We start from the raw sequence: 26,158 nt of genomic DNA, 5'->3' as shown, positions 1-26,158 counted from the left end.
TGAGCAGTTGATAATCTAGTGGTTCATGCTGTATCAGTGCTTCTGCGCCTTTTTAACGTTGGCAACGGGCGGACTAAAAACGTACCCTTGTGCGTATTTAATAGAGAGGCGCTTAACTTTCTCTAGGTGCTGTTCATCTTCTACTTGTTCTGCAATAGTGCTTACACCGTGTCTTTCGCAAAGTGAAAGTAAATAGTCAACGTATTCTCGAACCGCTTCTTGCTGCTCGTAGTGCTTCACTAGCCCTCCCGCTAGTTTTATTCCCCTGATAGGTAAATTCATCAGCGCGCGAATATTGCCAGGGCAAGAGCCTACGTTGTCGATAAAAACACCTAGACCTGCGTGAAGGCTTCTATCAATGAATCGATTCAAACGTTTTGGGTTAGAAAGCGCTGCAGATGCACTAACCTCAATACTCACTCTTTCCGGGGTAGGGTAGCTGGCTAGGTGTGTTAGGAGCGTGTTAGTGAGTAGTTCGTCGTCCAGATCTTTTTCGGTAATGTTAATATTCCACGGAACGTTAGTGTCGTGAAAATAGCTGGCGCACTGTTCAAACATACTCGCAGCGAGTGTTTTTACATGTTGCTCTCTATCAATTAAGTATAAGAATTCACTAGGTAAAAAAGTTCTATCGCTTCGTGTAATAAGCCTCGCTAAGCATTCATATCGCCAAACGCCATGGCTACTTAGGTCAACAATGGGTTGGAAATAAGGCACAATATCTTCGATTGAAAAGTCCTCTGATATTTCTCTTATCGGCATAAACTTAACTCCGCAATCCCACGTAAAACTACGTCAAAGGTTATTAGTACTTAAGTGAAACCCCTGATTTACTTTTTCTTAATTATTCATAAATTAAATATAGTAGACAGCGGTAAACTTTGCGGTACTAATTTTATAAAGGTATTGTGTGGTTACGCATGTAGCTTTACAGCGCTTTAACGAGTAAAAAGCAAAGCGCTCTACATAAGCTTCCTTCAATAATTTCTATCAATTGCGCGTGTCTACTACTTGGCGGTGATAATAATCTGATGTAAAGTGCGTGACCCTGAAAGTGTTGTGTTAAGTTTTCAGGTTTGACAACGAAAGGACCAAGTCATAGATGTTCGCCAGCGCTATATCGATAAACAAGGTGTAGCGACTATTTAACGCCTAGCTATGTTAAATAGTGGGTAACTAGCATTAAGGGAAAGTAAGTGTCGGGCCGGTATCCTACCAAAGCGCCTGTTTATTTCGCACAGAAACCGTAGCGAAATGTGTGATAGTTTTTATATGAGGTGTGTTGAGTGGGTGAAGCGCAAGTTAGTTTAGAGCACCTGTTTAGGGTCTTTACCAAGCCTGAGCACAAAGACTCAAAGCTTGCTCAAATAGAGCAGCATTTATCTGACAATATCTTAGATTTTTTGTCGCAGCACGTGGTGACAAAAAAGACATCGTTAGAAGAAGTTGAAAAAGACTTTTCAGACTCCAAAGTACCTGAGTCACCTGAGTTTGTTTCTACCCATGCTGAAAGCTTACTCGATAAGCTCGTTGCGCACTCTGTAAATACTTACTCGCCTACGTTTATTGGTCACATGACCTCTGCGCTGCCTTATTTTCACCTGCCGCTTTCAAAGTTAATGGTAGGGCTTAATCAGAACCTGGTTAAGATTGAAACATCTAAAGCGTTCACTCCACTAGAGCGTCAAGTACTGGGAATGATGCACAACCTTGTGTACGACCAGCCTCAAGGGTTTTATGACGAACACCTACATAGTGCTGCCCATTCATTAGGCGCTTTTTGCTCTGGCGGCACCATTGCCAACATCACTGCCCTATGGGTGGCTCGCAATAAATTACTTGGCCCACAAAAAGGGTTTTCAGGTGTGGCCAAAGCAGGTCTTGCTGCTGCATATCGTCACTATGGTATCAACAACTTAGGCGTGATGTGCAGTAAACGGGGGCACTATTCACTGTCAAAGGCTGTGGATGTATTGGGGTTAGGTCGCGAGCAACTGTTAACGGTGCCTGCACCGAAACAAACCCTTGATCCAGCTAAAGCGCTTCGCATTGGTAAACGCTATCAAGAGGAAGGCAATAAGCTTCTTGCTATCGTTGGCGTGGGCGGCACCACCGAAACAGGGCACGTAGACCCGCTAGATGAGCTTGCTGACGTAGCCGAAGAATTAGGGTGCTGGTTCCATGTGGATGCAGCATGGGGCGGAGCTACGTTATTCTCGGCGCGTTATCGCGACAGACTAAAAGGTATTGAGCGAGCAGACTCAGTCACCATTGATGCACACAAGCAAATGTACGTACCTATGGGCGCGGGCATGGCGCTTTTCAAAGATCCACAAAATGCCAACGCGGTAAGGCATCACGCCCAATATATTTTGCGTGCAGGCTCTAAAGACTTAGGGGCTACCACGCTAGAAGGCTCTCGTAACGGCATGGCTATGATGGTGTATTCGGCACTGCATATATTCGGTCGCAAAGGGTATGAACTGCTTATTGATCGCAGCATTGATAAAGCCAAAGACTTTGCGCAGATGATTGATAAAGCCCAAGACTTTGAATTGACGACTACACCTATTCTATCACTGTTGACTTATCGCGTTTGTCCCGCTGAAGTGCAGGAAAAGCTGAAGCATGTGAATGCTAAAACCCGCAATGCCATTAATGAAAAGGTTGATGCTCTTGTTGTTGCGGTACAAAAGCAGCAGCGTGAAGCAGGTAAGTCTTTTGTGTCTCGTACTCGCCTAGAAGCGCCTGATTACCCTTCCCAGTGTATTACGGTATTTCGCGTAGTGTTAGCGAATCCGCTGACTAGCCATAACGACTTGGCTGCAATTTTGGCTGAGCAGCACTTAATTGCGAAAGAGACTCAGGCTTGGAAAGAACTAATGGATTTTGTTCGCGAAACAGAAGAAACAGAAACCGTTGCTTCTTAACAGCGGACTCTAATAGCTGACGGTAACAGCAACACACAAAAAACGCCCGATGCAGGCTCTGTTTAGGAGTAATGCATCGGGCGTTTTTTCGTTGTAAGCGGCTTTCGCTTAACGTCGTGTAATTTGCATATTATCGATTAAACGGGTTTTACCCATAAACATAGCAACCAGTAAAACTAACTCTTTGTCGCTGTCGCTAGCCGGTTCAAAGGTGGCGGCGTTAACTACCTGACAGTAGTCTTTCTTAAAGCCTTTCGCTTCAAGATTACTAACCATGATGTTTTCAAGCTCAACAAAGTTGGTGTTTCCGCTTTCTATACCCGCTTTTATACGCTGCATTTCTGCAAAAATAGCACTCGCGGTCGCTTTTTCTTCGTCTGTGAGGTAGCCATTTCTAGAGCTCATTGCCAGGCCTGACGTTTCGCGCTCAGTAGGCACACCATGGACCTTTACAGCCATCGACAAATCACGAGCCAAAGCGCGAATAACTTGTAGCTGTTGGAAGTCCTTTTCACCAAAAAACGCATCGTCTGGCTGTACCATGTTGAAAAGCTTGGTGACTACGGTAGCGACGCCGCGAAAGTGGCCTGGACGACTTGCCCCGCAATGAGAGTCGGAAATGCCGGGTACTTCAACGAATGTCTGTGCCTCGAGACCTGCCGGATACATTTCCGCAACGCTAGGTAAAAACACCGCGTCTACACCCACAGAAATCAGCTTAGCTTTGTCTTCTTCAATAGTGCGTGGATAAGCGTCTAAGTCTTCGTTTGCGCCAAACTGCATAGGATTAACAAAAATGCTAACTACCACTTTGTCGTTATGCGCTTTCGCTTTTTTTACTAGTTTGAGATGACCATCATGCAGGTTGCCCATAGTCGGAACAAAACCTACGGTTTCACCATTGCGTCGCCACGTATTTACGGTGTCGCGCAATGCCGAAATACTATCAACCACCTTCATAATTAACCTCGTTACTCGAAGCTGTGTTCAGTCGATGGAAACGCACCGCTTTGCACATCTTCAATATATTTTGATACGGCTTTGCGCATATCGCCAGTTTCCACTAGGTAGTTCTTTGAGAACTTCGGCATATAGTTCGCGCTGATGCCAAACATGTCGTGCATCACTAGAATTTGACCGTCGGTATCTTTGCCTGCCCCAATACCGATTACCGGTATGGTTAGCGCTTCGCTAACCGCTTTGCCTAGCGATGAAGGCACGCACTCAAGCACCAATAACTGAATGCCCGCTTCTTCCAGCGCTTTCGCTTCACTTAGCAGCTTTTCAGCTTGGCTCGCTTCGCGGCCTTGTACTTTAAAACCACCAAATACGTGTACTGACTGAGGCGTTAAGCCTAAATGGCCGCACACAGGTACGCCGCGTAAGTTCAAGCCTTTTATGGTGTCGCATAACCAGCTTCCGCCTTCCATCTTAACCATGCTTGCACCTGCAGCCATGAGTTTTGCTGCATTGGTGTAGGTTTGCTCCGGCGTGGCATAAGACATAAACGGCATATCGGCCAACACGAAGGCGCGTTCAGTGCCGCGACGCACACTTTTCGTGTGGTAGGCAATGTCATCGATGGTTACCGGTAAGGTGTCATCTTCACCTTGAAGAACCATGCCTAAAGAGTCGCCAATAAGCAGGGCGTCAACGCCTTGTTCGTCGAACATTTTGGCGAAGCTGGCGTCGTAAGCGGTTAAAGAGGTGATCTTTTCCCCGGCCTGCTTTTTCTTAAGCAAGCCCGATACAGTTACTTTCTTCATGACATGTCTCAGATTGATATTGTTGGTATCGTGTGGCGAACTATACGGATTTTACCGCTAATTGGAAGAGCGTAGACGACGAAGTCCGTCTAGGGAGCAATTAGCAACCCATGCTGATATGGGTTTACCGTCGTGCATAACCATATTGGGCGCAATTTCAAACAGCGGAACCATAACGAATTCGCGTTCAGCCATGCCGTAGTGGGGAATGATTAAGTCTGCGGTGTCGATGGTTTCGCTACCGTACAACAATATATCCAAATCCAAGGTGCGTGGGCCCCAGCGCTCACCTTTGCGCTCGCGACCTTCTTCCAGCTCAATGCGCTGCAGCTGTTTCAATAAGCCGTGCGGTTTTAACGAAGTTTCTATTAAGCATACCGCGTTAATATAGTCAGGTTGGTCTTGCGGCCCCATCGGTTTACTAGAATAAAGTGAAGAGGTTTTAAGTACGCGGGTGTCTTCTATTTGGCCAATAGCATCAAACGCGCGCTGTGCTTTTCCTTGGCTATCGCCAAGGTTGCTACCTACACCAATGTACACATGCTCTTTATGCATCAGGACCTCGTTTCGCTGGTTTACGCCTGCGCTTACGCGGGGCTCCTTTTGCGCCTTCGCTTTTGCGAAGTGCGTTAAGCATGCCTTTCTGCTTACCGTTGTCAGCGTGCTGGAAGTGCGTCCACCACTGAGCTAGCTCAAGCAGATCGCCACCTTCAATTTGGCCGCGGGCAAGCAAAAAGTCATAGCCTGCTCTAAATTTAGGGTGAGTAAGCAATTGAAACGCGCGACGACCAAAGCGTTTTGGTAGGCGTTGCTGTAAAATCCAGATATCTCGAACCACGGTAGAAAACCGTTTCGGGATCATAATACGTTGCGTTTGACGAGCGATAACCTCGCCTGAAGCGATATTAAATGCATCGTGAGCGTTTAAGCCAGATTCGCTTTGTAAGCGTTGTGACTGCTCTTCGACCGGATACCACAACAAGGCTGCATATAAGAAAGCTGGAGTGACACGCTGATCGTTGTTAATGCGTTCATCGGTATTAGCAAGTACGCGACGTACAAACTGCATTTCTCGGCTGTTTTCATCTTTTAAAAACGGCGTTAGCTGAGGGAATAATGGCTCTATTAAGCCGTATTCGTGCAGCATTAAGAAAGTTTCTTCACCCTTACCCGATAAAAACAGTTTAAGGGTTTCTTCAAACAAGCGCGCAGGTGGAATGTTCTGTAAAAGGTTGGCCAGAGATTTAATTGGCGCAGCGGTTTTCGCTTCTATACGCATGCCAAGTTTAACGGCAAAGCGCACCGCACGCAGCATGCGTACTGGATCTTCACGGTAGCGTGTTTCCGGGTCGCCAATAAGCTCAACTTCTCGTTTTTCTATAGCGGCTAGGCCATTCGCGAAGTCTTTTACCGTAAAGTCGGCCACACTGTAATACATGGCATTAAAGGTAAAATCACGGCGCTCAGCATCTTCTTCAATGGTGCCAAATACGTTGTCGCGAACTAACTGACCATGTGCGTCACGCTTTGCAATAGCTTTGCCTTTAGGCAGATCTTCGTCTTCGTCGGACTCTTGGTGATGCCCACGAAAAGTAGCAACTTCAATAATTTCGCGGCCAAATACAATATGGGCTAAGCGAAAGCGCCTGCCTATAAGGCGGCAATTTCTGAACAAGCCTTTAATCTGTTCAGGTGTGGCGTTCGTCACCACATCGAAATCTTTTGGTTCGTGACCCATCAAAATGTCGCGTACACAGCCCCCTACCAAATAGGATTCGAAGCCAGCTCCATTAAGGCGATACATTACTTTCAATGCATTTGCGCTTACGTCTTCGCGAGATATACCGTGTTCTCCACGGGTCATAGTCCTTGGCTTCAAAGCGTTAGGAGACGAACTCTCTTTTGAAAAAGCGCGCTTAACAGATTTAAAAACACGATGAATGATGATGGTATCTCCGCAGACTATAAAGGTTCGCTATAATAAGTGGATTCATGCTGTGGAACAATAATTTCGGGCGTTTTCACTACTTTTTTCCTATCCCACATTGAAATAGCCGTCTTAAGCGCTGAATCAATATCACCAAATTCTGACGCATTTGGAAAGGAAAAGCCCAAAAAGTGCATCACACGCACAATATTGCTAAGCGCTGTTTCGTTTTTAACAGGCGCTGCACGGTTTTGTTTACTTAGTTTTCTGCCTGGCGCCACGGCCGCTACCGGCACGTGACCATACTTAGGGGAAGTGTAACCCAGCGCGTGGTACACGGCGCGCTGTAAAGGCGTCACGTCAATTAAATCACAGCCTCTAATGACATGGTTAACTTGTTGAAATACGTCATCTAAAATGACCACAAGGTTATATGAAAACAAGCCATCTCGTCGTTTCAGCACTACGTCTTCGGCTATTAAATCAGCGTTTGAACTAGAGGGCATAACTTTGCCCATGAGCGCGTCATCAAAGGGTTCAAGTTGCGTGTCTATTTTTAAACGGACGGCACAGTCCTGTGTAGCTGAGTGCACCGGCTCAGTCCGACAGTGGCCGTTATAAATACCGCCCATGGCTTTAATTTGCTTACGTGTGCAGGTACAAAAATAGGCTTTTTCTTGTGTAAGCAAGTCATCGAGTACCGCTTGATAGCGGGCATGTTGTTGGCTTTGATAGATGACGTCGCCGTCCCAATACAGGCCGTGGGCTTCTAATGTGGTGAGTATGTCTTTATCGACACCTGCAATACACCGAGGCTCGTCTATATCTTCCATGCGAAGTAGCCATTTTCCGCTATGGCTTTTAGCATCCAGGTAGCTGGCAACAGCAGTAACTAACGAACCGAAATGGAGTTGGCCGGATGGAGAGGGAGCAAAACGCCCTACATAGTGGTTATGCATAATAAAGACTTAACAAAAAGCCCCATCTTTTCGGGATGAGGCTTTCTATATCAACTAATCTAGGTGTGTAACTTAACCTTGAAGTTGCTTTTCTTTTATTTCAGCCATGGTCTTACAGTCGATACACAAATCTGCTGTAGGACGCGCTTCTAAGCGACGAATACCAATTTCGATACCGCATGAATCGCAGAAGCCGAAATCATCTTCTTCAATTCGCTTAAGCGTTTTTTCAATTTTCTTTATCAGCTTACGCTCACGGTCTCGTGTACGTAACTCAAGACTGAACTCTTCTTCTTGGGCTGCACGGTCTACAGGGTCAGGGAAGTTTGCTGCTTCATCCTTCATATGCGTTACCGTACGGTCAACTTCTTCACGAAGCTGGTTACGCCATGCTTTAAGCAATAGACGAAAGTGCTCCATTTGGGGCTCGCCCATGTATTCTTCGTCAGCTTTTGGCTCGTACGGCTGTAAACCTGCCAGCGCTAATAGTCCTAGGGATTTTGTTTCTTTTCCTGTTGGCATCTGCCACATCTCCTACACTACGACATCCATCTTGTCCTGATTGGACCGATATCTATATCAGACTCGACAGCTTCAGGCAATCAATCGTGTCTATGTAATTATTATGCTGGTGTATTGCATTTATAAATTAGCCAGGTTTTTGTCATTTGACCTGCTGGCTACCAGCAAACGCATTAGTGCGTTCTCCCACTAAAACAAGGCGCAAATATGAAGGCGAAATGAAAAAAATCAACCTATTTTTTATAAAATCAAAGGGAGTGTTTGATTTAATAGGATTTTTTGTTCGTCTATTATACAGCTCGCAGCCAAAATCGTTACACCAGCGTTTGCGGCAATCTTTACGCTTTCTGCATAAGTTGGATCAATATGCCCTGCCACTTGTACACTTTCGATAGCGGTGTGTTGTACGCAGAATAATAGACTGGTTTTAATACCACTTTCAGCTAAACGAGCAAGTTCTAAACAGTGCTTCGCGCCGCGCTGGGTAACAGCATCGGGGAAGAACCCTTTGTTTTCATCTGCTAAGGTAACGGATTTAACTTCCATATACTGAATAACACTCTGATGTTCAGCATTTTTTCGACTTAATGCAAAGTCGAACCGGCTATTGGCGGTTGGAGGTGTTACTTCTGCTTTCCAATCTGTGATGTCTGAAAATTCGCTTAGCACCTTGTTATCTAGCGCTTCCGCCACCAGTTTATTAGCATTGTGCGTATTAATGCCGATGAAGTGACCGTCGAAGGTTTGGGCTAGCTCCCATGTATACTTGAGTTTTCGATTTGGGTTGGTGGACTCACTTAAAAAAACAGTGTATCCAGGAACAGCGCAGCCAGTCATAGCGCCAGTATTTGGGCAATGTGCGGTTACAATAGTGCCGTCGTCTAGCTCAACATCGGCAAGAAATCGCTTGTACCTTTTTATAAGGGTGCCGCGTAATAAGGAAGGTGAAAACTTCATGTGTTGCCTTTTTTAGAATCTAGGTGAAAACACGTTAGTGTGTTTAGCTAATTGATATGTGTGCTTTTGAACGTGCACGCATAGCGTATGCGCGTAGCGAACAACAAGCGCAGTAAACAAGGCGCCAGAGAGTAACAAACATTTGTGCACGCGCAAAAAGCGCTTTGCAATAATATAACGATGTAATAAGGAATAAAACGCAATGGCAGAATTTACCGTTAGCCTTTCTAGAAACAATGCTGAAGCAGTGTGGGGCGAGAGTGCTAAGCTTTCTTTCACTGAATCAGGTGCAGTTATTCACCTGCCTGACGACAAGCTTAATGAGCGTTTAATTCAGCAAGCGGCAAGAAAGCTAGATGGCTTAAGCCTGCCAGCAGTTACGCTAAGCGGTGACTGGCATAAAGAGCAGCAGTGGGCTTTTGCACTAAGCTTTACGCGTGCGCGTAAGCCAGCGTCAATAAAATGGGCCGAAACGGCTGACAAAGAAGCGCTAGAGCAAGAATACGCGGCGTTACTATTTACCCGTCAGCTAGTAAATGAAACGCCGGAAGACTTAAGCCCTGAAACCTTAGCAACCCGCGCAGCACAGTGGCTTAAGTCACTAGGTGGTGACAAGGTCACTTACTCAATGACGGTAGGTGAAGATCTAAAAGAGCAGGGCTGGATTGGCATTTATAATGTGGGCCGCGGTAGTGAACGTCCCCCTGCAATGCTGGTACTTGATTACAACCCAACAGGTAATACGGATGCGCCGGTTGATGCCGTACTCGTAGGAAAAGGCATCACGTTCGACAGCGGTGGCTACAGCATAAAATCTAGCGAAGGCATGTTAGATATGAAATGTGACATGGGCGGCGCAGCGACGGTAACAGGCGCATTAGGGTTATCTATTTCTCAAGGCAGTGAAAAGCGTATTCAGCTTATTTTGTGCTGTGCAGAAAACCTTATTAGCGGTCATGCTTATAAATTGGGTGATGTGCTTACCTATAAAAATGGGGTAACCGTTGAAGTGGTTAATACCGATGCCGAAGGACGTTTAGTGTTAGCTGATGGCCTTATGGCGGCGACAGAGACGGGCGCACCGTTAATCATTGATGCGGCAACACTAACCGGTGCTGCGGTGGTCGCACTGGGTTCTGACTACCATGGCGTATTCTCGTTAGATGACAATGCCCGCGAACAAATGCTTAAAGCAGCAAAGGCAGAAAACGAACGTTTCTGGCCACTCCCTCTTGAAGATTTTCACGCAGAGCGTTGTCCATCTGCGTTCGCTGATACAGCAAACAGTCGCCCAATGAAAGGCGGCGGCGGTGGCGGTGCGTCAAACGCTGCGGGCTTTTTATCACGCTTTGTTAAGCCTGAAGGCTGGGTGCATTTAGATTTAGCTGCGGCCTACCATGGCGGGGCAACCTCTGAAATGCCGGTAGGGGCTACAGCGAAAGGCATTCGCTCCATTGCGAGAATGCTTAAAGACTATAGTGCATAAACTAAAACAGCACTCGGCGGCGTGAATGGCCGCCGAACGCTGCTTTTTTCTTCAACTTTTACGACATTTCACATCGCCTTTATTTTGTGAATCAGATGCCGCCTAAGCGTTCGGCCAATGTTTTATAACGCTCGACATCGCCACTATCGAAAAGTGGATTGCCATCAGCATCTTTGTCTTTAGATACTAAAAGGCTTTCACGCTCAAGACGCTCTACACGTACCTCTTGAACGCCTAAAAATGCAGCTACTTCTTTAACTGTCATCAAACTCATTGCAATTATTCCTATTTTGATTGTTATCGTTATTGTTTTGTATAAACAAAGCCTCTGCTCTAGGCGAAGCCAACCATTTTCTATTATTACATCAGAGGCGCTATTCTTTAGACATTACCTAAAAGGCGAAAAAACTCCGAGCGACTACCGTGTGTTGATTCCTATTGTCTTAGTTAAGCGCATTTTCTCTTTTTTTCGAGTCTTTTTAGCGATTCTTTTGTTGTGTTACCTTGGTATAGAACCATTATATCTTCAGCAAAACGCCGCAATTACAAGCATTTTAAGTCTCGCTGTTTGTGTAACTATCTGTGCGGAATGATTTAACCGTTATCAAAGAATCGCCACAGAATGTTAAAAGGTGTTTTTAACTCTCACCGCTTGGTTTACCATTGCGCGCCAAAGCCATCATTCAGCATATATCTTGAGTTATACTCTTGAGTTTGTGCTTAAATTGAGTTCACGCTCTTAATCGGAGACAGAAAATAAATGGATACTTGGTCCGCTGCCGTTATGCTCTTTCTGATCATGGATCCTCTCGGTAACCTGCCGGTTTTCATGTCGGTGCTAAAATCGATTGAGCCGAAACGACGTCAGTTTATTCTCATTCGTGAGTTATTATTCGCCCTTGGCATCTTATTTCTATTTCTATTTAGCGGTCAATCGGTGCTCAACTTTTTAAATGTGGAGCAAGAAACCGTGAGCATTGCTGGAGGTATAATTTTATTTCTTATCGCGCTGAAGATGATATTTCCGTCTTCTGGTAACCCAAGCGGACTCGCGGTAGGGGAAGAGCCTTTTTTAGTGCCGCTCGCTATTCCTATGATTGCTGGGCCTTCAACGCTAGCAGCACTAATTCTGCTAGCTAATCAAGCACCAGACAGAATGGTGGACTGGTCGATTGCGCTTGCTGCGTCGTGGTCAATTAGCGCAGTGATTTTATTATTCTCAAATGTATTCCATAAAATTTTAGGGGAACGTGGCCTAGTTGCGATGGAGCGATTAATGGGTATGATCCTTGTTATGATCGCCATCCAAATGCTTCTTGATGGCGTTACCAAATATTTCATGCATGCCACTGGAGCCCTTTAAATGGCAAAGCAAAAACTAAATACCTTTGGGCGTGTTCGCGCCTTGGAAGGCTGGAAAGCCGTTGCATTTGGTGCGGCGTTACTAGAACGAATGTTGCCCAACTACATGCTTTTTTGCGAATTGACAGAAAGCGGCGACGCAAGTGCACTGCGCAACTGTTTAAACTTAGTGTGGGAAACGCTGAAGTCTCCTAAGAGTAAATTTAATATTGCCGTGCAGCTAGAGAAAGTGGAAGTTGCTACGCCCGACACCAGCGAACACGACAATTACGGCGTTTATCCGGCCATTGATGCGGCGATTGGGCTAGCCGGGCTTCTTAACTTGATGGCTGGAGATGATCCACAAGGTGCCGTGGTGATCAGTAAATTGTCTCAAGGCAGTGTTGAAGCCTTTTTACTAGAAAGTGAAGAGGCGGACGACGAGACCGTAAAAGAGCACCCGTTGATGGCATTTGAAGTTGAGGTACAAAACGAACTGCTTGATTATGTTGAGCAAGCTAAGTACCCAGCGAAAGCGGCAGACGAGATGAAAGCCCTTGCCTTGGAAGCTGGTATCTCAAATATTGGTCTTGAACTTCAATAAATGTACGATGTGAGATTAGCCTAGCTAAAACCATTGCTAGGCTTCGTGCATGTACGTGTAGTTCATGCGCTTTTTCTTCTGGCGTCTTTTGTTTTGAATGCCGAGTGTTTAGCCAAAACTCACAGCAAATTCAAGCTCAACTGCGCTACGTCAATCAGCTTACCTCAATTAACATATAGCGAAGCGCACTTGTTTGCTTGTCTTTAATAATTTTCCAATGGGCAGGGAGAGCGGGTGTTGTCAGCGTACTCTCGTGCTCTATGTATACCACGCTACCGCTTTGAACAAGTTTGTTGTCTTCTAACGCAGCTAGCGTAGGCGCGACTAATGATTTTGCAAATGGCGGGTCGACGAAGACAATGTCGTAAGGTGTTGTGCTAATACCGCTTAGAATACCGAGTGCATCACCTTGATGGACAGCAGCCGATGCCTGGTCGTTTGCTTTTAGCAACGTAAGGTTGCTCTTAAGTTGACTTGCCGCTTGTTTATCGAGTTCTATAAAATCGCAATGTGCAGCATAGCGAGACAATGCTTCTAAGCCCAACCCACCAGAACCCGCAAATACATCTAGGCAGCGTGCATCGTTGATAAAAGGCATCAACCAGTTGAATAAGGTTTCTTTATTTCTATCTGTGGTTGGCCGTAACCCTTCAGCATTAAGCACGGGTAACTTTCTACCACGCCATCGACCACCAATAATGCGTACTTGGCCAGCGCTATTTGCGCCTTTTACTTTCCCATTTTTTGGTGAAAGACGTTTTTTTGCAGAAGATGGTGCCCGAGTAGGGCGAGAAACTCGCTTCATAGTGGCTGACAATGGTATCATGCGTTCATACATTAGGCGGCAAGTGTAGCCGAATTTGATAAGAATTTATAAGGATTTGTCCTAACGATGTCGAAACTTTTTGGCTGGTTCAATAAGAACAAGAAAGCAGAGAAACAAAAAGCCCAAGCGGAAGAAGAAGCCCGCCTAAAGGCAGAGGCTGAAGCTGAAGCACAGGCGAAGGCTCAAGCAGAAGAAGATGCTCGCTTAAAGGCAGAGGCTGAAGCTCAGGCAAAAGCGCAAGCGGAAGAAGAAGCTCGCGCTAAGGCAGAGGCTGAAGCGCAGGCAAAAGCGCAAGCGGAAGAGGAGGCCCGCGCTAAGGCAGAGGTTGAGGAAAAGCCGAAAGAAAAGAAATCGCTATTTGCGCGTTTGAAAGAAAGCTTATCTCGTACAAAAGAGAACTTAGGCAGCGGTATAGTTAGCCTGTTTAAAGGTAAAACCATCGATGACGAGCTGTATGAAGACCTTGAAACACAGCTTTTAGTCGCTGATGTTGGTATGGATACCACGCAAAAAATCATCGATCACCTAACGGACAGCGCCTCTCGAAAAGATTTGAAAGATGCCGAAGCCTTGCTGGAGATCATGAAGCAGCAAATGTCGGGCATGTTGTCTCAAGTGAATCAGCCTCTATCAGACGTGATGCAGGCGCATGATTCAAGTGAAGGTCCGTTCGTTATCTTAATGGTCGGCGTAAATGGTGTGGGTAAAACCACAACTATTGGTAAGCTAGCAAAGCAGTTCCAGCAAGAAGGAAAGAAAGTGATGCTTGCTGCGGGTGATACATTTAGGGCTGCTGCAGTTGAACAGCTTCAAGTGTGGGGCGAGCGCAACGATATTCCGGTTATTGCACAGCACACGGGCGCTGATAGTGCGTCGGTACTTTATGATGCGCTGGAAGCGGCGAAGTCGCGCGGCACCGATATCCTCATTGCTGACACGGCAGGGCGCTTGCAGAATAAGAGCAACCTGATGGAAGAGCTTAAGAAAGTGGTTCGCGTAATGAAGAAGCTCAATCCGAATGCGCCTCACGAAGTAATGCTTACACTAGACGCTGGTACTGGTCAAAACGCCATTAGCCAAGCCAACTTGTTTAACGAAGCGGTAGGCTTAACAGGTATCACGCTTACCAAACTAGACGGCACAGCAAAAGGCGGTGTTATATTCTCTATTGCCGATAAGTTTAAAATTCCTATAAGGTATATAGGTGTTGGCGAAAGTATCGATGACTTACGCCAGTTCAACGGACAAGAATTTATAGATGCGTTGTTTAGCGAAATGGACACACCTGAAAGCTAAAACCAGCAAAGCGGTAGGGAAAAACAATGATAAAGTTTGAGCAGGTAAGCAAAACCTATCCAGGCGGGCAACGCGCCCTTAGCAAGGTGAACTTTCACATTGCGCCCGGCGAAATGGCCTTTCTAACTGGGCACTCTGGTGCCGGGAAAAGTACGCTGCTTAAACTTATCAGTATTATGGAGCGCCCAACAGTAGGGCGCGTTCTTATTAACGGCCACGACTTAAACAGTATCACGCGTCGAGATATCGCCTACATCAGGCGCGATATAGGAATGATTTTCCAAAATCATCACCTGCTGATGGAAAAAAGTGTCTTTGACAATGTAGCTCTTCCACTTGTTATAGAGGGTTACACGCACAAAGAAACGCGTAAACGTGTAGAGGCAGCGTTGGAAATGGTTGGACTTCGCAGTAAAGCGCGAAGTTTACCTATTACGTTGTCGGGCGGTGAGCAGCAAAGAGTAGGTATAGCGCGAGCAGTGGTTAATAAACCGCCGCTGTTACTTGCTGATGAGCCTACAGGAAACCTCGATCCTAAACTGTCTATGGAAATAATTCGCCTTTTCGAAGATTTCAATCAAGCAGGTGTGTCGGTACTAATTGCAACGCACGACTTAGGATTGATTGCCCGCATGCGTTATCGCACGTTGACGTTGAAAAATGGGCAGATGATTACAGACGGCCTCTCTAGTTCGTCAGAAACAACGGGAGAGTGATCATGAGTATCTTATTTCAAGGCCGAAAACGAGGCGCAATGTCGGCAAAAATTGGTGCTCTACAGCTCATATTTATGTTCTTCGTTAGTCACGTTAGGCAAGCACTTGCAAGCTTAGGAGAGTTATGGCGTCAGCCCATCGCGTCACTGATGACAATCGGTGTTCTTGGGTTGAGCATCACTTTACCAAGCACGCTCTATATAATGGTAAAAAATACAGAAAAGATTACCGCGGGTTGGGACCAAGCGTCAGAGATTTCACTGTTTCTTAAACCTAATATTGATGCCGCTAGCTCGCAACAGCTCGTTGCCAGGCTTAATACGTGGCAAGAGATAGATAAGGTAGTCTACATACCTGCTGATGAGGCGCTAAAGGAATTTCAGTTGTTGTCAGGGCTGGGCGATGCCATAGCTTACTTAGAAAAAAATCCATTACCCGACGTGGTTTTAGTAACGCCAGTAGAAAAACATGCGTCACCTACGGCTGCTAAAGCCCTACTTGATAGACTTCGCCAACAGCGAGAGGTTGATATCGGCAAGCTAGACATTGAGTGGTTGGAACGCTTATATGCGGTCATAAGTATTGCGCAAGACCTTGTTACACTTATTGGCTTACTGCTTTTTATCGCTGTCGTGCTCATAATTGGTAACACGATCCGATTAAACATATTGAATAAATACGATGAAATAGTGGTAATGAAGCTAGTAGGTGCAACCGATGCTTTTATCCATCGCCCTTTCCTATACACCGGTTTCTGGTTTGGATTGTTAGGTGGCCTGATAGCGTGGTTTGCCGTTATCCTAATATTGTGGTGGATGGACTCCAGTATCAGTAATTTTGCCGCAATGTATCAAAAAGACTTCAATATAACGGGGTTAACTGGTAGCGCACTGCTAATCATGTTGGGGTTGTCGATACTACTAGGTCTGTTGGGGTCATTAATTTCAGTGCAACGTCATGTAAGACAAATTGAGCCCAGCTAGCGACAGCAATGTTAAGCCGTCGCTTTTGGGTAGTGGTGTGATATCGCGCTTCGCACACCATTGCCCCAAACGATTGCTTGGTTGTAGAGCATGTGAAGTTGTTTCTGGTCGGTGTTAAGCAATTTAGCTTGCTTGATTACATTCATCCATAACGCGCTTTCAAACGCGCGAACCAATGTCATGTAATTGTTTATTTCCAAATTTTTGCCCAACAAGGCCTCATTGACTTCATCAGATAACGGCAACTGATTAACAATATCCGTCATTGATTGATCAAGTAAACCTTCAAGTAAAGAAAACAGGCCGACTAAAAAAGCGATAGGAGGATTGTTTTTAATCCCTCTTTTTTCCGCCAATAAATCGAAAAATTTTGCTCGCACAAGTGACATATGAATTATTTCTAACGGCTTTTCGTCACCGAGGTTAGTCAGGCTGAGAAGCGCAATAAATTTCTTTATTTCCACTTCGCCCATGTAATTGAGTGCATGCTTTAATGATGTGATTTTAAAGCGTTTGTTTATCATTGGGTTGTTGATAAATTTAAGCAGCAAAAAGCTTAGCGTAGCATCGCGCTCAATAATTTGGCTGATACGATTAATATCGAACTGACTACTAGAACTCTCACCCATTAAGTCGACAATGTTCATTTTGGACGCAGGGAGCTGTCGCAATATTCGGGCTTCTGGTTGAGAGAAAAAGTACCCCTGAAAAAGGTCAAATCCCAGCTCAACACAAGTAGAAAAGTTGTCTTGTGTATTAACCTGTTCAGCGACAAGCTGAACGCTCGCATCGTGATATTGTGGTATATGCTTTTCAATTGTTTCAAAGCGTGTTTTTGACACATCAACTTTTACAATATCAATCAAGGGAAAAATACTGTGCTTGATGCCTACCATCATAGGGTCGTCGATAGCCAGTTTGAATCCCATCTGTTTAATATGCTGGCACGCTTCAAATAACCCGCTCGTTGTATCGGCCGGATCTGCCAACTCTACCACTACAGATTCAGGGTTGAGTGATGTAGGGAAACGAGAAACGAGTGTGTCGGTAGAAAAAGTTATAAACGACGCTTTTTCGCCACTGATGTCATCAAGACCTAAAGGATGAAAGTGTTCGTTTATAAATTTTGATTTTTGCTCACTGTGTTCAGGAAAGGCACCGGATTTGCCGTCTCTGAAAAGCAATTCATAAGCAAATACGCTTTTGCTTTTATCTAAAATAGGTTGGCGAGCAATAAACGCGAACATAGGACCTTCCCGTTACCACAAAAATGAGTATCTGATTTTAAGTCTGATATTGTAGTTTATGATAACTAAAAGCAATCTAACAACTTTTCCTAAAAAAATTACTGCTCTTCGAGCCTTATCCATCTTTGTCTTAACTTTCTAGCGCGGCATTATGAACTTGCATTGCCCATTTCATAGCGTCGCTGTAATAACTATGGAGCAGGTTTTGTTTCACATTATATTTAACGGCAAATGCTCGCACACCAGTCCATTTTGCGCGTTCAAAAAATTGCGAAAGCGTTAAACAGTGCCGAAGTGCGCTTGGTACACCGCATAATGCATTTTTTACTTCATCGCTAATGGGTACTTTGCGTACAAGCTCGTCGATATTTTGTTCCATCATTGCATCAAGCAAGGATAAGAGCCCGGTGAGAAAACCGGTTAAAGGATCTTTATCTGCATACAGTTGACTGTAAACAAGCTCGCAAAACTTAGCTCTTACTAAGGCCATTTGCATAATTTCAGTTGGCTTATTCTCACTTAAATTAGCTAGCGCGAGTAGCGAAATAAATTTTTTTACCTCTATTTCTCCCATAAACGCCAAGGCATGTTTGAGTGAGGTTATCTTGTTGCGTTTGTTTACCATTGGGTTATTGATAAATCGCAAAAGTAAGTAGGTTAACGAAGGATCGCGCTCAATAATCTTATTGACCTCGTCATAATTCAATTTGGGTTGGTTACTGAGACTTAGCAACTGCAACATTGTTAGCTGGCTAGGGCCTAGCTTTCTATGCCTTACAATTTCTGGTTTAGCTAAGAAGTAACCTTGGAAAAAGTCGAACCCCATCTCTTTAAACTTAGTGAATTCAGCATGCGTTTCTATCTTCTCAGCGACGAGCTTTATTTTGTAAGACTTGAATCGTTCAACCAACGCAGGGATTTTTTCGTGTGGAATTTCGGTTATGTCAATTTTTACAACACTGGTAAAAGGTATGAATGCCTCCCACTTGCCGTTCATGTCGTAATCATCAAGTGCGATGGGGTAGCCAAGACCACGAATATGTTTGCACGCGGCGACTAGTGCGTCATCTACGTCTACAGTTTCTACGATTTCAATAATGACTTTAGACGCATCAAGTGAAGTGGGAAATCGAAACATCAATGTATCACGATGAAAGTTTATGAAGGCTTTCTTATCGCCCGTTATCTCATCAATGCCAAGACTTAGGTGTGTAGAGGTCAGGATTTTGGACGTTGCTTCATCAGGAGGAATGTTTGGAAAGCAGTTTTCTTCACCAGCTCTGAAGAGTAATTCGTAAGCATAAACGCTCTTATTTATATCAAAAATAGGTTGTCGTGCGACATAAGCAAACATTTATGACCTCATTGCTACGCATTCCTTTGCTTTACTTCTTAACTTTTTGTCTAGGCCGAACTTTCACGTTGTAGGGTAAAATTAAAAGTTGAAAGATGTAATGCAAAAATCGATTGATTTAATCTATATATTTCAGTTTTCTGTCACAAAAGCAAGGTATAAAGTTACGCTATATCACGAATAGAGAGTGGATAAGCGCTAAGCTTCATCTCTGTGCGATTAGTTGGAGGCCAACAATCGACAGTTGGTGTAAACTTTTACGTTATTATTTTGGGTATTGGCATTTCAGCGTTATGCTACAGCTACGTAAGAATTTGAACTTTTTTTATTTGCTGTAGTCTTGATATTGTGGAAAATGTCACTATACCTACATATTGGTTGGTTCCTAACATCTTAATTTGGTCTCGCGCGGCTTGTGTTAATTTGATAACATGAAGTCGTAATTAAAGAGGTGAATAATGAGCAATAATTTGCAATCGATGGCCCTGTCAGTGCCACACAGCGGTAGCATCGAAGGCTACATTCAAGCTGTAAGCAGCATTGATATGCTTAGCGCTGAGGAAGAGCGTGAGTTGGCAGTGCGCCTTCGCGAAGACGAAGACTTACAGGCCGCTAGAAAGCTGGTAATGTCACACCTTCGCTTTGTTGTGCACATTGCAAAGTCTTACTCAGGATATGGTCTTCCACAAGCTGATTTAATTCAAGAAGGCAACATTGGTCTGATGAAAGCGGTAAAGCGTTTTGACCCTACAGTAGGGGTTCGCTTAGTTTCTTTCGCAGTGCATTGGATCAAAGCCGAAATACACGAGTTCGTGCTAAAGAATTGGCGTATAGTTAAAGTTGCTACAACAAAAGCGCAGCGTAAACTTTTCTTTAATCTGCGTAAGGCCAAAAAGCGTCTTGGTTGGTTTACCCATGATGAAGTGCAAACGGTGGCTAACGAATTGGGTGTGAGCACAAAAGAGGTGCTTCAGATGGAAGCCCGTATGAGTTCGCAGGACCAAGCATTTGATTTGACTGCCGATGAAGACGAAACAGGCAATTTTGCACCGGTTCAATACCTTGAAGATAAGTCTTCAGATGTCGAAACAGATGTCATTAACAATGATTGGGATACGGCGGCGAGTAAGCGCCTGTATTCAGCAATAAAGACGTTAGATGAACGCAGTCAAGATATAATTGAAACGCGTTGGTTAGCTGACAACAAGATCACTTTGCAAGACTTGGCTGATAAGTATCAAGTCTCAGCAGAGCGTGTTCGTCAGATCGAAAAGAACGCGATGAAAAAGCTGCAAGCGGCTATGATTGCCTAGCACTGCCTTAGATTCAAAAAAAGCGCCTATAAGGCGCTTTTTTTCTATGTGGTGACCCATCCTAAATAGCGTTGACACTTTTCAAACTTATTTTGGAGAGTGTAATGAAATCAAATAGCAGAAGAACTCAACGTGATTATTCCCTCGCTTTTAAATTGGCTGTTGTAGACCAAGTTGAAAAAGGCGAGTTCACCTACAGGCAGGCTCAAGATCACTACGGAATACAAGGTTGCTCAACTGTTTTAGTTTGGCTTCGTAAGCACGGTCGTTTAGATTGGACGGATGGAACACCGAAGTTTCTAACGCGAGGCCACGTCGTGGATAAACCCAAAGCAGAACTCACCCCCGAACAGCGAATTAAAGCGCTAGAGAAAGAGCTTGCTGATACAAAAATGAAAGCTGATTTCTTTGAAGCCGTTGTAAATGTCCTTGAAAGTGACTATGGAGTAAGCGTTGTAAAAAAGCGCAAAAGAAAGTCATCCAAGAAAAAGTGATAGGCGGAGTGTCCGTTGCCAAAGCCTGTCGTTACCTGAAGATTTCTCGTCAGGCTTACTACCAATACTGCGCTCGCTCACTCAAGCGCGAAGCGCTTGAAGGTCAAGTCATTCAGTTCGTCCGTCAGGAGCGAATGATGCAACCTCGCATCGGCACTCGGAAACTACAGTATCTGCTTGCGCTCGAAAAAATGGATATCGGGAGAGACCATCTCTTTAATTTACTGAGAGAAAAGCGGCTATTGGTGCCGACAAAGCGCGCGTATCACAAAACAACCAACAGCCATCATCGGTTCCGTCGTCACCCTAATCTCATTAAAGCGGGTTTCAAAGCAGAGAAGCCCAATCAGCTTTGGGTAGCGGATATCACGTACTTACCGACGCGAAGTGGAGAGAGTTATGTAAGTCTCATTACAGATGCTTATTCGCGGAAGATTGTGGGCTATCAGGTTGACGATAACATGCGAACGCAGTCAGTAAAGCAAGCATTTACTCGAGCGCTTAAACAAAAAAGTACAAAAGAAAAGCTCGTGCATCACTCAGACAGAGGTATACAGTATTGTTCAGAAGAGTATCAAAAACTCCATAGAAAACATGATGTACAGTGCTCGATGACAGATGGCTACGACTGCTATCAAAACGCCCTTGCAGAGCGAATAAACGGTATTCTTAAAAATGAATACTTACTCCATAAGCCACGAGATTTAGAAGAAGCGAGAAAGATGGTTGCAGAGTCAATAGCAATCTATAATGGTAGGCGGCCACATCAGGCCCTTAAATACAAAACGCCCGATGAAATACATCGGGCGTTTTAACCGAAATAAGTGTCAACCTATTTCAGGACTAGTCATGGTTTAGTATTACGCTTCTTCGCGTTTAGTTGGGGGAAGTACGTAGAACACGCCCTCAAACTCTGCAACAGGTGTATCGCCGTCTAGGATAGCAACGCTTAATTCGAAACGTGCTTTTTTGTCCTGCTCGAGCGGTGAGAACTTACCCGATAAGGTTTCGATGTTGCATAGCGCTCTTGGCTTCATCGTAATTGGTTTATGGTAATGGATATCACCATCTCCCAAAACAATATCTCCATCTAATCCCCGTTCTCTCAACTGAAGGTAAATCATGCCCCAGCCAGTAAGTGTTGCAAGAGAAAAAATACTTCCGGCGAACATGCTGCCGTGTATATTGATATTTTTGTTTAATGAGGCGCGGGTTTCAAGCGTGCGACCAGTGTACTGGTATAACTTTATCCCCATATGCTCAGTAATAGGGATGGTTTCGGTCCATGTATCTTGTAGGGCTTTACACCACTTAGGATGTAAAACAAGCGTGTTACTTTCGGTGAACTTCTTCACCATCTGTTGGCGCTTCAGCATGCCTAATTCGTTGGGTGCTTCTCGCTCAATTTCAAAGCCACACGCACTAAAGAAGTCGATTGAAATTTCGCGACTATTTGTGACTGCACGTTCGGCACCTAAATCTTTAGCGACATTTTCTAGCGCCGCCATTATCATTTGGCCTAACCCTTTTCGCTGATGTTCAGCATGAACCGCAATGTGCCTAATTTGTGCCTCTTCAGCAGTATTTAAATGCACTCTGCCACAGGCAACTATTTCGCCCTTGCGATTAGTGACCATACGGTGCTCAGCGACCTGCTCGTATTCGTCCTTTTCAGATCCCGGTGGAAAATTCCAAGGCTGGCGGAGGTACTGCCATCGAAAATGGAAATAAGCTTCAAATTCGGCATCGCTTTTTGGTGTGACTACCTTGTACACAATGTTCCAGCCTTTCTTAAAAAGTGAATGGGTATTTAAACGTAACTATAATGAGGGCACAAGTTTAATTCTGCTTTGCGAATTCTACACCTGAAATTGAAACGTCACCGGACCGTCGTTTATTAGACCTACTTGCATGTCAGCACCAAATCTGCCTGTCGCCACGTTTACGTCTTTCTTTTTAAGTGCCGCTACGAATTTCTGATAAATCGCTTCACCGTGTTCAGGGCTTGCACCATGAGAAAAACCAGGGCGATTACCCTTTTGTGTATCCGCCACCAACGTAAACTGTGATACCACTAACATATCACCACCCACTTGCTCTATATTGAGATTCATTTTCCCGTTTTCATCATTGAAAATTCGGTAGCGGCATAGTTTGTTTGCCAGTTTTTCAATTTCAGCGTCGCCATCGTTTTTTTCAACGCCTAAAAGTACCAGCATGCCCTTGCCTATTTCGCCTACAATTTCGCCTTTAATACTCACGTTTGCATTAATAACACGTTGTATAACTGCAATCACGATGAACACTCCTGAAGAAAGCGAGACATATCGCGTGTCGCCCTACATAGGGCATAACCTATACTGGGTTCAGATGTACTATGGCCCGCATCTGGAATGATTTGAAGTTGGCTTTGGGGCCATTGTTTATGTAACGCCTCAGCGGCTTCTGTTTTACAAATCATATCGTAGCGACCATGGATTATAGTGCCTGGAATATGGCTGATTTTTTGAATATTTTCAAGGATATAGTTTTCTTCTAAAAAGCACTTATTAGACAGAAAATGGCACTCTAATGTTGCAAGGCATGTGACCAAATGCATAGGGTAGTTCGTTGTACAATCGCCGATACCAGGAGGTAGAGTTAAGCGCGATAAGCGTTCTTCCCACTGATACCATCGTTTTAATGCGCCATGACGCTGTAACTCGTTCGTTGAACGAACCATTTTAGTGTAATAGTCACATACGGAGTTGGCAGTGACCGGACTCGGCACGCCTTTGACAAATTTTTGATAGTACTCTGGAAAGAGCTGCGCTGCACAACCGTGAGGTGAGAGAAACCACTCTCTATCTTCTTGGCGAGCAAGAAATACGCCGCGTAGGATTAATCCGCTAACTCGGGAAGGGTGTTGTAACGCATATACTAGTGCCAGCGTAGAGCCCCATGAGCCGCCAAAAAGCAAAAATTTATTGATTCCAAGATGCTCACGCAGTGTCTCTATATCATCAACGTTTAGCCACGTGTCGTTATTAGCAATGTCAGCTAGCGGCTTTGAGCGACCGCACCCTCGTTGTTCATAGCCAATAATATGATACTTATTGCTATCGAAAAAACATTTGTAGTTTGAGGGAAGACCGGCGCCCGGCCCGCCATGTATGAACAGTACGGGAATACCGTCGGGATTGCCGCTTTGCTCATAATAAAGTGCATGACCGTTTCCGACTTCAATAAATCCGTTTCTATAGCAGGTCACGTCTGGGTAAAGTCGTTTCATTTTGTTTCTGCGCGTTGTGTGAGTGTCTGTTTTGGTTTAATTTGTTGTTATAAAACTTAGGCGTGTTGACGGTTTCAACGCTATTTATGTTCTAAAAACAAGCAAAACAGTTGCATGTTTATACTATAGAACAAGTGTCATTACGTGCTAGCTAATCATATTATAGTCATAAATGCGAGGATGTTTATATGGCAGGTCAAGGATCGGGCGGTAACGTAATTGCCGCTATTTGTAATTGTTTTTTTCCGGGACTCGGGCACTTGGTGCAAGGGAGAATTTTAGGTGCGTTGTTTTATTTTGTCGCGGTTGGCGTTTGTTATGCACTAGCGGCTACAGTCATTCTAGCTATTGTATTCTGGCCTTTAGGGGTTATCTTACATCTGATTTGTATTATTAGTGCAGCGCGCTATAGAGGTGGAGTAACAGCATGAAATTAATCGCATCAGCATTCATTGCGATGCTCGCGCTTTCCGGATGCCAATCTGCATATTATGCAGCGTGGGAGAAAGTGGGCGTTGAGAAACGCGATATCCTAGTTGATAGAGTGGAGAATGCAAAAGAGTCGCAAGAAGATGCGCAAGAGCAATTTAGCTCAGCACTTGAAGCTTTCAGCGCAGCAGTGGCGTTCGATGGCGGAGAGCTAGAAGACGTTTATGACCGTCTTAATGGGCAGTACGAAGACAGCGTGGCTGCTTCTGAAGAAGTAACCGCGCGTATAAATAAAGTAGAGGGGGTCGCTGAAGCCTTATTCGACGAGTGGCAAGAAGAGCTTGATAAATATCAAAACGCTAAGCTTAAACGCGACAGCGCCGCAAAATTACGAGTAACGCAACAAAGATATACCTCTCTTATGAAAGCGATGCGTAAGGCAGAGAGTAAAATGCCGCCCGTATTAAATGCACTACAAGACAATGTGCTGTATCTCAAGCATAATTTAAACGCCAGTGCGATAGGGGCACTGCAGGGTGAATTATCCACAATTGAAACAAACGTGGCTCAACTTATTCGTCAGATGAATTCGGCCATTGCCGAGTCAGACGCTTTTATTGCTTCAATGAAAAATTAGCGGCGAGACACGCACAAAGGGAGCCGTTGGCTCCCTTTTTTGTATGCCTTAATCTTTAGATTCTTTTTTCTTCTGATACTTTATTCTTTCGGTACCTTGCGTGGTTCGTTTTCTGCTTTTTTGTTCTCAAAAGCTTCACCTAAGCTGCAGGTAAATTCAGCGCCGAATAATACGATTATCCAAGACAGGTAGACCCAGAAAAACAAGATGGGTATTACAGCAAGTGCACCATATATCAGTTCGTATGAGGGAAAGTTTGTTACATATAAGGCAAAACCAGATTTAGTTATCTCAAATGCAATAGTAGCAACTAACGCACCTGCCAGGGCGTGACGCGCATAAACACGGCGGTTGGGGACTACCATATATAAAATGGTAAACGCGAGCATTGCGGCCCCACTTGGTACTAAGCTCAATAAAAATGTTCCAAGTCCCGGCGTATATTCTTCTGTAAATGCTGCCAAGCCAGTTAGATATGAACTTACTACCACACTGGAACCCATCAGCATAGGGCCCAGTGTGATAACCATCCAATAAATAGCAAAGGTATAAACAATGGGACGGTCGCTTTGCGTCCGCCAAATACGGTTAAGCGTTTTGTCAACGTTAGAGATAAGCAGAAGCGCAACTACCAGTAGAGACAAAATGCCGATAGCGCTCATCTGTGATGCGTTACTAACAAAGTCAGACATGTACTTGTGTACAACGTCACTTGCTGTCGGTACAAAATTATTAAAAATAAAATGTTCGAGTTTGCTTCTAACCGATGCAAATGCTGGAAACGCTGACATTATAGTGAAGGTCACCATAATAAAAGGAACGAGAGACAGCAGAGTAACGTAAGCAAGGTGACCTGCCGAAATAGTGATGGTATCTTCGCGGCAGCGCTTAATAAAAATATTGAAAAGGTCACGAAGCTGAGGGGCTACGTTGTGATAAATAACCTTTGCCTTTTCTAAATTCACCTGATCACTCCCGTTGAATCCACGTTGACTAATGCTTATCGATTTGAACATTGGAGGGTACCATTGTTACCACGTGCAGTAGAAAAAATTATTTAAGAAATGGTAACTGGGCTTATTAGACTAAGCAAAGAATAA

At 44.6% G+C, this 26,158-nt stretch carries 26 protein-coding genes and 1 pseudogene; 11 read left to right on the top strand and 16 right to left on the bottom strand.

Going from position 1 to position 26,158, the window contains the following annotated elements; all coding sequences use genetic code 11:
* Positions 1-33 precede the first annotated feature (33 nt).
* Positions 34-762, bottom strand: a complete 729-nt coding sequence (locus BK026_RS12710) for an EAL domain-containing protein (protein WP_071816159.1) — start codon at positions 760-762, stop codon at positions 34-36.
* Between the two features lie 524 nt (positions 763-1,286).
* Here BK026_RS12710 and panP point away from each other — a divergent pair.
* The gene (gene panP, locus BK026_RS12705; protein ID WP_071816158.1) at positions 1,287-2,930 is read left to right on the top strand and encodes a pyridoxal-dependent aspartate 1-decarboxylase PanP; all 1,644 of its coding nucleotides are present in this window, start codon (positions 1,287-1,289) and stop codon (positions 2,928-2,930) included.
* A 108-nt stretch (positions 2,931-3,038) separates the two neighbouring features.
* Here panP and panC read toward each other — a convergent pair whose 3' ends face one another.
* From panC to sfsA, 7 genes are all read right to left on the bottom strand, one after another.
* Positions 3,039-3,890, bottom strand: coding sequence for a pantoate--beta-alanine ligase (gene panC / locus BK026_RS12700; RefSeq protein ID WP_071816157.1), 852 nt, complete (start codon positions 3,888-3,890; stop codon positions 3,039-3,041).
* An 11-nt stretch (positions 3,891-3,901) separates the two neighbouring features.
* Entirely contained in the window at positions 3,902-4,696 is a 795-nt protein-coding gene (gene panB, locus BK026_RS12695; protein WP_071816156.1) for a 3-methyl-2-oxobutanoate hydroxymethyltransferase, read from the bottom strand.
* Between the two features lie 57 nt (positions 4,697-4,753).
* Entirely contained in the window at positions 4,754-5,251 is a 498-nt protein-coding gene (folK, locus tag BK026_RS12690; RefSeq protein ID WP_014951000.1) for a 2-amino-4-hydroxy-6-hydroxymethyldihydropteridine diphosphokinase, read from the bottom strand.
* On the bottom strand, positions 5,244-6,560 hold the full coding sequence (pcnB, locus tag BK026_RS12685; protein ID WP_071816155.1) for a polynucleotide adenylyltransferase PcnB: 1,317 nt from the start codon (positions 6,558-6,560) through the stop codon (positions 5,244-5,246). The genes folK and pcnB overlap by 8 nt, the downstream gene beginning before the upstream one ends.
* A gap of 98 nt (positions 6,561-6,658) precedes the next feature.
* Positions 6,659-7,582 carry a tRNA glutamyl-Q(34) synthetase GluQRS gene (gluQRS, locus tag BK026_RS12680; protein ID WP_071816154.1) on the bottom strand — a complete coding sequence of 308 codons (924 nt, stop codon included), beginning with the start codon at positions 7,580-7,582 and terminating at the stop codon, positions 6,659-6,661.
* A 72-nt stretch (positions 7,583-7,654) separates the two neighbouring features.
* Complete coding sequence (gene dksA, locus BK026_RS12675; protein WP_025257553.1) at positions 7,655-8,104, bottom strand: RNA polymerase-binding protein DksA; 450 nt, start codon at positions 8,102-8,104, stop codon at positions 7,655-7,657.
* 240 nt (positions 8,105-8,344) lie between these two features.
* Positions 8,345-9,061 (bottom strand): DNA/RNA nuclease SfsA, encoded by a 717-nt coding sequence (gene sfsA, locus BK026_RS12670; RefSeq protein ID WP_071816153.1) that lies wholly within the window; start codon positions 9,059-9,061, stop codon positions 8,345-8,347.
* A gap of 202 nt (positions 9,062-9,263) precedes the next feature.
* Between sfsA and pepB the strand changes: the two genes are divergently transcribed.
* Positions 9,264-10,547: an aminopeptidase PepB gene (gene pepB, locus BK026_RS12665; protein WP_071816152.1), complete on the top strand. Its 1,284-nt coding sequence runs from the start codon at positions 9,264-9,266 to the stop codon at positions 10,545-10,547.
* Between the two features lie 91 nt (positions 10,548-10,638).
* Here pepB and BK026_RS12660 read toward each other — a convergent pair whose 3' ends face one another.
* Positions 10,639-10,821 carry a helix-turn-helix domain-containing protein gene (locus BK026_RS12660; RefSeq protein WP_071816151.1) on the bottom strand — a complete coding sequence of 61 codons (183 nt, stop codon included), beginning with the start codon at positions 10,819-10,821 and terminating at the stop codon, positions 10,639-10,641.
* 486 nt (positions 10,822-11,307) lie between these two features.
* On the opposite strand from BK026_RS12660, the gene BK026_RS12655 reads away from it, so the two are divergent.
* Together BK026_RS12655 and BK026_RS12650 are read left to right on the top strand one after the other, a co-directional pair.
* Positions 11,308-11,910: a YhgN family NAAT transporter gene (locus BK026_RS12655; RefSeq protein WP_025257557.1), complete on the top strand. Its 603-nt coding sequence runs from the start codon at positions 11,308-11,310 to the stop codon at positions 11,908-11,910.
* Positions 11,911-12,492: a YjaG family protein gene (locus tag BK026_RS12650; RefSeq protein ID WP_071816150.1), complete on the top strand. Its 582-nt coding sequence runs from the start codon at positions 11,911-11,913 to the stop codon at positions 12,490-12,492.
* A 154-nt stretch (positions 12,493-12,646) separates the two neighbouring features.
* Here the strand turns inward: BK026_RS12650 and rsmD are convergent, their stop codons facing one another.
* A complete protein-coding gene (gene rsmD, locus BK026_RS12645) occupies positions 12,647-13,318 on the bottom strand; it encodes a 16S rRNA (guanine(966)-N(2))-methyltransferase RsmD (RefSeq protein ID WP_083575084.1) in 672 nt (223 codons plus the stop codon).
* A gap of 102 nt (positions 13,319-13,420) precedes the next feature.
* On the opposite strand from rsmD, the pseudogene ftsY reads away from it, so the two are divergent.
* The 3 genes and pseudogenes from ftsY to ftsX form a co-directional block, all read left to right on the top strand.
* Positions 13,421-14,614 (top strand): annotated as a pseudogene (gene ftsY, locus BK026_RS12640) (signal recognition particle-docking protein FtsY); the annotation flags it as partial.
* Between the two features lie 26 nt (positions 14,615-14,640).
* The gene (gene ftsE, locus BK026_RS12635) at positions 14,641-15,330 is read left to right on the top strand and encodes a cell division ATP-binding protein FtsE (RefSeq protein WP_071816147.1); all 690 of its coding nucleotides are present in this window, start codon (positions 14,641-14,643) and stop codon (positions 15,328-15,330) included.
* A gap of 2 nt (positions 15,331-15,332) precedes the next feature.
* On the top strand, positions 15,333-16,313 hold the full coding sequence (gene ftsX, locus BK026_RS12630; protein WP_071816146.1) for a permease-like cell division protein FtsX: 981 nt from the start codon (positions 15,333-15,335) through the stop codon (positions 16,311-16,313).
* Positions 16,314-16,324: 11 nt separating this feature from the next.
* Here ftsX and BK026_RS12625 read toward each other — a convergent pair whose 3' ends face one another.
* Positions 16,325-17,560 (bottom strand): EAL and HDOD domain-containing protein, encoded by a 1,236-nt coding sequence (locus BK026_RS12625; RefSeq protein WP_071816145.1) that lies wholly within the window; start codon positions 17,558-17,560, stop codon positions 16,325-16,327.
* Positions 17,561-17,690: 130 nt separating this feature from the next.
* Entirely contained in the window at positions 17,691-18,914 is a 1,224-nt protein-coding gene (locus BK026_RS12620; protein WP_071816144.1) for an EAL and HDOD domain-containing protein, read from the bottom strand.
* Positions 18,915-19,372: 458 nt separating this feature from the next.
* Between BK026_RS12620 and rpoH the strand changes: the two genes are divergently transcribed.
* Both rpoH and BK026_RS12605 read left to right on the top strand, forming a co-directional pair.
* A complete protein-coding gene (gene rpoH, locus BK026_RS12615) occupies positions 19,373-20,227 on the top strand; it encodes an RNA polymerase sigma factor RpoH (RefSeq protein ID WP_071816143.1) in 855 nt (284 codons plus the stop codon).
* Between the two features lie 104 nt (positions 20,228-20,331).
* Positions 20,332-21,536, top strand: a protein-coding gene (locus BK026_RS12605; RefSeq protein ID WP_143142110.1) for an IS3 family transposase whose coding sequence is annotated in 2 segments (ribosomal slippage) — positions 20,332-20,704 and positions 20,704-21,536 — 1,206 coding nt in all. Because the reading frame shifts where the segments join, the coding sequence is not laid out codon by codon here.
* A gap of 45 nt (positions 21,537-21,581) precedes the next feature.
* Here the strand turns inward: BK026_RS12605 and BK026_RS12600 are convergent.
* From BK026_RS12600 to pip, 3 genes are all read right to left on the bottom strand, one after another.
* Positions 21,582-22,496 carry a bifunctional GNAT family N-acetyltransferase/hotdog fold thioesterase gene (locus tag BK026_RS12600; RefSeq protein ID WP_071816142.1) on the bottom strand — a complete coding sequence of 305 codons (915 nt, stop codon included), beginning with the start codon at positions 22,494-22,496 and terminating at the stop codon, positions 21,582-21,584.
* Between the two features lie 84 nt (positions 22,497-22,580).
* Positions 22,581-23,018 (bottom strand): D-aminoacyl-tRNA deacylase, encoded by a 438-nt coding sequence (gene dtd, locus BK026_RS12595; RefSeq protein ID WP_071816141.1) that lies wholly within the window; start codon positions 23,016-23,018, stop codon positions 22,581-22,583.
* Positions 23,015-23,992, bottom strand: a complete 978-nt coding sequence (pip, locus tag BK026_RS12590; RefSeq protein ID WP_071816140.1) for a prolyl aminopeptidase — start codon at positions 23,990-23,992, stop codon at positions 23,015-23,017. Before pip ends, dtd begins: the two co-directional genes overlap by 4 nt.
* Before the next feature lie 188 nt (positions 23,993-24,180).
* Here pip and BK026_RS12585 point away from each other — a divergent pair, with 188 nt between their 5' ends.
* Both BK026_RS12585 and BK026_RS12580 read left to right on the top strand, forming a co-directional pair.
* On the top strand, positions 24,181-24,423 hold the full coding sequence (locus BK026_RS12585) for a hypothetical protein (RefSeq protein ID WP_071816139.1): 243 nt from the start codon (positions 24,181-24,183) through the stop codon (positions 24,421-24,423).
* The gene (locus BK026_RS12580) at positions 24,420-25,058 is read left to right on the top strand and encodes a DUF2959 domain-containing protein (protein ID WP_071816138.1); all 639 of its coding nucleotides are present in this window, start codon (positions 24,420-24,422) and stop codon (positions 25,056-25,058) included. Before BK026_RS12585 ends, BK026_RS12580 begins: the two co-directional genes overlap by 4 nt.
* An 80-nt stretch (positions 25,059-25,138) precedes the next feature.
* On the opposite strand, the gene BK026_RS12575 is transcribed toward BK026_RS12580, so the two are convergent.
* Positions 25,139-26,023, bottom strand: a complete 885-nt coding sequence (locus BK026_RS12575) for a virulence factor BrkB family protein (RefSeq protein WP_071816137.1) — start codon at positions 26,021-26,023, stop codon at positions 25,139-25,141.
* Positions 26,024-26,158 lie beyond the last annotated feature (135 nt).

Source organism: Alteromonas sp. V450 (assembly GCF_001885075.1).
Lineage (GTDB): Bacteria > Pseudomonadota > Gammaproteobacteria > Enterobacterales > Alteromonadaceae > Alteromonas.
The sequence above is the reverse complement of the archived record's forward strand: the minus strand, read 5'-3'. Positions and strand labels throughout refer to the sequence as shown.

Bases quoted from the DNA above. Each gene is read 5' to 3' on its own strand.
- BK026_RS12710 (WP_071816159.1), bottom strand. From the start codon at position 762: ATGCCGATAAGAGAAATATCAGAGGACTTTTCAATCGAAGATATTGTG.
- panC (WP_071816157.1), bottom strand. From the start codon at position 3,890: ATGAAGGTGGTTGATAGTATTTCGGCATTGCGCGACACCGTAAATACG.
- panB (WP_071816156.1), bottom strand. From the start codon at position 4,696: ATGAAGAAAGTAACTGTATCGGGCTTGCTTAAGAAAAAGCAGGCCGGG.
- folK (WP_014951000.1), bottom strand. From the start codon at position 5,251: ATGCATAAAGAGCATGTGTACATTGGTGTAGGTAGCAACCTTGGCGAT.
- pcnB (WP_071816155.1), bottom strand. From the start codon at position 6,560: ATGACCCGTGGAGAACACGGTATATCTCGCGAAGACGTAAGCGCAAAT.
- gluQRS (WP_071816154.1), bottom strand. From the start codon at position 7,582: ATGCATAACCACTATGTAGGGCGTTTTGCTCCCTCTCCATCCGGCCAA.
- dksA (WP_025257553.1), bottom strand. From the start codon at position 8,104: ATGCCAACAGGAAAAGAAACAAAATCCCTAGGACTATTAGCGCTGGCA.
- sfsA (WP_071816153.1), bottom strand. From the start codon at position 9,061: ATGAAGTTTTCACCTTCCTTATTACGCGGCACCCTTATAAAAAGGTAC.
- pepB (WP_071816152.1), top strand. From the start codon at position 9,264: ATGGCAGAATTTACCGTTAGCCTTTCTAGAAACAATGCTGAAGCAGTG.
- BK026_RS12660 (WP_071816151.1), bottom strand. From the start codon at position 10,821: ATGAGTTTGATGACAGTTAAAGAAGTAGCTGCATTTTTAGGCGTTCAA.
- BK026_RS12655 (WP_025257557.1), top strand. From the start codon at position 11,308: ATGGATACTTGGTCCGCTGCCGTTATGCTCTTTCTGATCATGGATCCT.
- BK026_RS12650 (WP_071816150.1), top strand. From the start codon at position 11,911: ATGGCAAAGCAAAAACTAAATACCTTTGGGCGTGTTCGCGCCTTGGAA.
- rsmD (WP_083575084.1), bottom strand. From the start codon at position 13,318: ATGATACCATTGTCAGCCACTATGAAGCGAGTTTCTCGCCCTACTCGG.
- ftsE (WP_071816147.1), top strand. From the start codon at position 14,641: ATGATAAAGTTTGAGCAGGTAAGCAAAACCTATCCAGGCGGGCAACGC.
- ftsX (WP_071816146.1), top strand. From the start codon at position 15,333: ATGAGTATCTTATTTCAAGGCCGAAAACGAGGCGCAATGTCGGCAAAA.
- BK026_RS12625 (WP_071816145.1), bottom strand. From the start codon at position 17,560: ATGTTCGCGTTTATTGCTCGCCAACCTATTTTAGATAAAAGCAAAAGC.
- BK026_RS12620 (WP_071816144.1), bottom strand. From the start codon at position 18,914: ATGTTTGCTTATGTCGCACGACAACCTATTTTTGATATAAATAAGAGC.
- rpoH (WP_071816143.1), top strand. From the start codon at position 19,373: ATGAGCAATAATTTGCAATCGATGGCCCTGTCAGTGCCACACAGCGGT.
- pip (WP_071816140.1), bottom strand. From the start codon at position 23,992: ATGAAACGACTTTACCCAGACGTGACCTGCTATAGAAACGGATTTATT.
- BK026_RS12585 (WP_071816139.1), top strand. From the start codon at position 24,181: ATGGCAGGTCAAGGATCGGGCGGTAACGTAATTGCCGCTATTTGTAAT.
- BK026_RS12580 (WP_071816138.1), top strand. From the start codon at position 24,420: ATGAAATTAATCGCATCAGCATTCATTGCGATGCTCGCGCTTTCCGGA.